The organism is Paenarthrobacter sp. CM16 (genome assembly GCF_013179505.1).
GTDB lineage: Bacteria > Actinomycetota > Actinomycetes > Actinomycetales > Micrococcaceae > Arthrobacter.
Genome location: NZ_JABMCX010000342.1, coordinates 1 through 4,457, shown reverse-complemented (window position 1 = coordinate 4,457; position 4,457 = coordinate 1). Strand labels below are relative to the sequence as shown.

Genomic DNA, 4,457 nt, shown 5'->3' with positions numbered 1-4,457 from the left:
GCCAATTCATCCCCAACGACTTCGCCTCCCTCGGAGCAGACGGCTTCGGCTTCTCCGACACCCGCCAAGCCGCACGCCGCTACTTCAAAAACGACACCCACTCCATCGTCACCAAAACCCTCCAGCTGCTGGCGGCGAGGGGCGAAGTTGAGGAGGGCGCGCCGTCGTACGCTATTGACCGCTACAAGCTGTTGGATGTGAACGCCGGCACCACCGGCGGCGCAGGCGGCGACGCCTAACCAACCGCATTACCAAGATGGCGGCAGTGTTCGTGAAGAACACTGCCGCCATCTTGGTGTTTCGCTGGTTTGCTTGACCGGGCTCAGGTGCCCAGGTTCCTCCGGTCCACCACGAAGCCGGTCGCCGCATTTTCGCGGACCGCGTTGATGCCGTCCACCACGGCTTTAAGGTTAGGAAATTGTGGCGACACTGCCACAACCGTGCCGTCCTCGGCGGTGAGCCTGAACCGGAATGAGTTGGATCCTGCTTTGAGAATTTCGAAATTGCCAGCCATTTTCCCCTGTACTTTCACGCATCGTTGCGTTTTCGAGCTGACTTCATAACTCCCCCATAGACGATATCGGCCATTTCAGACGTCCAAAAGCCCTACTGATCGGTAATTTACAACCGATATAGGTAGATCAATTCGAAAGTCCCCGAGGAGCTAGAGACCGCATGCACCCCCGCGCGTATCGTGAGGATATGACTGACACCGGCACGGCCCCCACCACGGGTGTGCTCCTCGCTGCGGGCGCCGGCACCCGTTTGGGCCGCGGACCCAAGGCGCTGCTGCCGTTCCGCGGCCGGACCCTGGTGGAGGTTCTCGCCGATACCCTGTTCGACGGCGGTTGCCGCGAAGTTGTGGTGGTGCTGGGTGCTGAGGCCGACGAGGTCCGTCGGAAGACCGATCTGGGCACCTATACGGTGGCGGAAAACCAGAACTGGGCCAAGGGCATGGCCGGATCCTTCCGCGCAGGAATCGACGCCGCCACCCCCGGCAACAGCATCATGGTGGCGCTGGTGGACCAACCCGGTTTAACCCCGACGGCGGTGAGCCGGCTGCTGGGCAGCCACCGTCCCGGCCGGGTCACCGCAGCCGCCTACCCTGACGATTCGGGTCACCTGAAGCGCAGGCACCCGGTGATTTTCGACGTCGCGCTCCGTGCCGATGCCGCAGCAGCGGCTCATGGCGACACTGGCGCGCGCTCCTTCCTCAAAGCGCATCCCGGCCTGGTGGACCTGGTGGATTGCAGTGACCTGTGCTCGGGCGAGGACCTGGACACCAAGGATCAGCTGCATCTTCTGGAAGGGTAGCCGGCGGGTAAATTAGGGGCATGATCAGCATCGAACCCGACGATCCCGCGCGCCCCGACGTCCACCAGCTCCTCAGCGAGCACTTGGCTGACATGTTCGCGACGTCGCCTGCAGAGAGTGTTCACGCGTTGGATCACTCGGCGTTGTCCCACGAGGCCATCACGTTCTGGACAGCCCGCGAGGACGGCACCTTGCTGGGGTGTGGTGCGCTGAAGAAACTGTCCGCCGGGCAGGCAGAGATCAAATCCATGCGCACCACATCCGCCGCACGCGGACGTGGCGTGGCCACCCGGATGCTGGAGCACATTGTGGCCGAGGCTGCCCGGCTGGGTTATGAACGCGTGAGCTTGGAGACGGGAACAGAGGACTACTTCGCTCCGGCACGCAGGCTGTATGCCCGGCACGGTTTCACGGAGTGCCCGCCTTTTGGGGATTACACCCTGGACCCGAACAGTGTGTTCATGGAGCTCACCGTCTCCCCCAAGTAGGTAGCAGCAAACGTCGCAATGAGGGCTCATAGCGACGTTTGCTGTTACCTAGTTGGGCTGGCACGGGGACAGGGGTCAGTTGGGGATGAGGGTGCGGTCGCGGAGGGCCAGGTAGATCTTGTCCCGCGCGATGGGCAGCTCACCGAAGCGGATTCCTGTTGCGTTTCGGATGGCGTTGGCCAGTGCGGGCGCCACCGGGTTGAAGGGGCTCTCACTCATGGACTTCGCTCCCAGCGGGCCGGTGGAGTCGTTGGTGGTGGCGAAGTACACCTCGCTCCGGGGCACGTCCGCGAACGACGGTATGTGGTACTGCCGCAGGATGTCCGTGGTGACGCGGCCGGCGTCGTCCACTTTTACTTCCTCGTACAGCACCGCGCCGAGCGCCTGCGCAATACCGCCCTCGATCTGCCCACGGCACTGCCGCGGGTTGACCACCACACCGGCGTCCGCGGCTTGGACGCTCTGCAGGATCCGCAGCTCACCGGTTCCCGTGTTGACGGCAACCCTGAAGCCATGGACGTTGAATGCCACAGACCGTGGCGTCCCTCCCCAGTTGCCGTCGGTGGCGAGCCGGACGCCTTGCAGCCGGGCGGCGTCGACGATTTCCGTCAGCGGCACGGTCCGGTCACCGCACTCCACCGCACCGTCCACCAAGCGGCAATCCGTCAAGGCCGCTCCCGTCAGCGAAGCGGCAACAGTCTGGATCCGGGTGGCCAGTTCCAGCGCCGCACCGAGCGTCGCCTTACCGGCCACCACAGTTCCGGCAGAACCGAACGCGCCGGTGTCGTGCTCAAGGAGGTCGGTATCGGACTGCCGCACTGTCACCTTGGACGCCGTGGTAGCCAGGGCCGTGGCAGCCAGCTGCGCGTGGACAGTGGTGGTGCCGTTCCCGAATTCAGCAGTACCGACGTCGACGGCGAACCTTCCGTTCGCTTCCAGGCTCACCCGGGTGTGGGCGAAGTGGCCGCGGGGCGGGACGGTGTCGATCATGGACAGGGCTGAGCCCTCCCCCACCACCCAATCGGGTCCGAGGTCATCCAAGCCGGCAGCCCGGTAGCGTTCCTTGCCGCGGTCCAAAGCGTCCCGGACCAAGGAAACACACTGGTCCAGGCCGTAGCTTCCGTAGTGGACGTCTTCCTCGGGCTCAGGAGTTGTGGAGAGCATGTGATCTCCGGGCCGGACCATGTTCTTGAGCCGGAACTCGAGCGGATCCATGCCGATCCCTATGGCCAGCTCGTCAATGGCCGACTCGATGGCGAAGATCATCTGGCTCAGCCCATAGCCACGGAAAGCACCTGCCGGGACGGTGTTGGTGTACACGGCGTGGGCATCCACTTTCTTGTTCACGCACTTGTACACGGCCAGGGACTCCCCGCAGCCGTGGAACATTACACCGGGAGCGTGGTTTCCGTAGGCACCGGTGTTGGTGAGGACGTTCAACTGCAGCGCGGTCAGCGAACCATCACGGCTGGCACCGGCCTTCAAGTGAATGGTGAAGGGGTGCCGGGTGGTGGTAGCCGTGAACTGCTCGGTGCGGGTGAACTCCAGCTGCACGGGCCTGCCGAGTGCCAAGGCGGCGAGAGCCACCAGGTCCTCGGTGAGGACTTCCTGCTTGCCACCGAATCCGCCACCAACCCGGCCGGCCACCACACGGATGGTCTCCGGGGCCAGGTTAAACACCCGGCTCAGCGTCCGCTTCACCAGGAAGGGAACCTGCGTGGAGGAACGGATCATCAAGCGGCCGTCCGCGTCCACCCAGGCAATGGATGCGTGGGTTTCCATGGCCACATGCTGCACGCGCTGGGTTTGGTACGTGTGCTCGTGGATGAAGTCGGCCGCTGCAAAGCCGTCCGCCACGCTGCCCAGTTCGGCGTGCACCTCGGCCACGACGTTCTGGAGCGGACGGGAAATGCGCGAGAAAACACCGTCCTTTTCCCCATGGACCGCCGGGGCTCCGGGGAGGATGGCCTCTTGCGGAGTGAACACCGGTTCCAGGAGTTCGTACCGCACCTCCAGCGCGCGGGCACCTGCCTCGGCGGCACCCACCGACTCGGCCACCACCGCGGCAACCCGCTGTCCGATGAACCGCACCACGTTATCCAGCACGCGGGTATCGTCGGGGTCGTCGGTGTAGTTCTCGTGCTGGGCCGTGGAAAACAACAGCTGCGGGGCGTCTTCATGGGTGAAGACCGCAACGACGCCGGGAACAGCCAGGGCCGGTGCTTTGTCTATGGACACGATCCGGGCATGCGGGTGCGGCGAACGCAGGAGTTTCATGTGCAGCAGGCCCGGAAGATCCTCGGCCGGCACGTCCAGACTGTAGCGGGCGGTTCCGGTGACCACGGCTTGGCCGGCCGGAGCGGGAACGTTGTCGCCGAGTTGGCCCGGCGTGGCAGGCACGGCGGCTGGAGCTTGAGCGTTTTGCACCGGCTGCGCCCCCGAAACGTCAGCACCGTGCTGGTGGTCGCCTTGGTCGCTACCGTGAGCATCACCGTGAGCATCGCCGTGAGCATCGCCGTGAGCATCGCCGTGACCGCAGACCGCGTCCGCAATGGAACGGTAGCCTGTGCAGCGGCACAGGTTTCCCTTGAGGTTGCGGGGCAGGTTGGCGCGTTGCTCGTCGTCGAACGTTGCCGCGGTCATCATCATCCCGGC

The 4,457-nt window shown here is 64.6% G+C and carries 5 protein-coding genes; 3 read left to right on the top strand and 2 right to left on the bottom strand.

Features of this window, described 5'->3' with window-relative positions; genetic code table 11:
* A partial coding sequence (locus HP499_RS21230; protein ID WP_172326097.1) for a hypothetical protein occupies window positions 1-239 on the top strand: 239 nt, incomplete at its 5' end.
* An 83-nt stretch (window positions 240-322) separates the two neighbouring features.
* Here HP499_RS21230 and HP499_RS21225 read toward each other — a convergent pair.
* Window positions 323-514 (bottom strand): DUF1508 domain-containing protein, encoded by a 192-nt coding sequence (locus tag HP499_RS21225; protein WP_172326096.1) that lies wholly within the window; start codon window positions 512-514, stop codon window positions 323-325.
* 161 nt (window positions 515-675) lie between these two features.
* Here HP499_RS21225 and nboR point away from each other — a divergent pair, with 161 nt between their 5' ends.
* Together nboR and HP499_RS21215 are read left to right on the top strand one after the other, a co-directional pair.
* Window positions 676-1,314 carry a nicotine blue oxidoreductase gene (gene nboR, locus HP499_RS21220; RefSeq protein WP_172326095.1) on the top strand — a complete coding sequence of 213 codons (639 nt, stop codon included), beginning with the start codon at window positions 676-678 and terminating at the stop codon, window positions 1,312-1,314.
* A 20-nt stretch (window positions 1,315-1,334) separates the two neighbouring features.
* Window positions 1,335-1,802, top strand: coding sequence for a GNAT family N-acetyltransferase (locus tag HP499_RS21215; protein WP_172326094.1), 468 nt, complete (start codon window positions 1,335-1,337; stop codon window positions 1,800-1,802).
* A gap of 75 nt (window positions 1,803-1,877) precedes the next feature.
* On the opposite strand, the gene HP499_RS21210 is transcribed toward HP499_RS21215, so the two are convergent.
* On the bottom strand, window positions 1,878-4,457 hold a 2,580-nt coding region (locus HP499_RS21210), incomplete at its 5' end, for a molybdopterin cofactor-binding domain-containing protein (protein WP_172326093.1).

Coding starts and splice junctions, on each gene's coding strand:
- nboR (WP_172326095.1), top strand. CDS start 676: ATGCACCCCCGCGCGTATCGTGAGGATATGACTGACACCGGCACGGCC.
- HP499_RS21225 (WP_172326096.1), bottom strand. CDS start 514: ATGGCTGGCAATTTCGAAATTCTCAAAGCAGGATCCAACTCATTCCGG.
- HP499_RS21215 (WP_172326094.1), top strand. CDS start 1,335: ATGATCAGCATCGAACCCGACGATCCCGCGCGCCCCGACGTCCACCAG.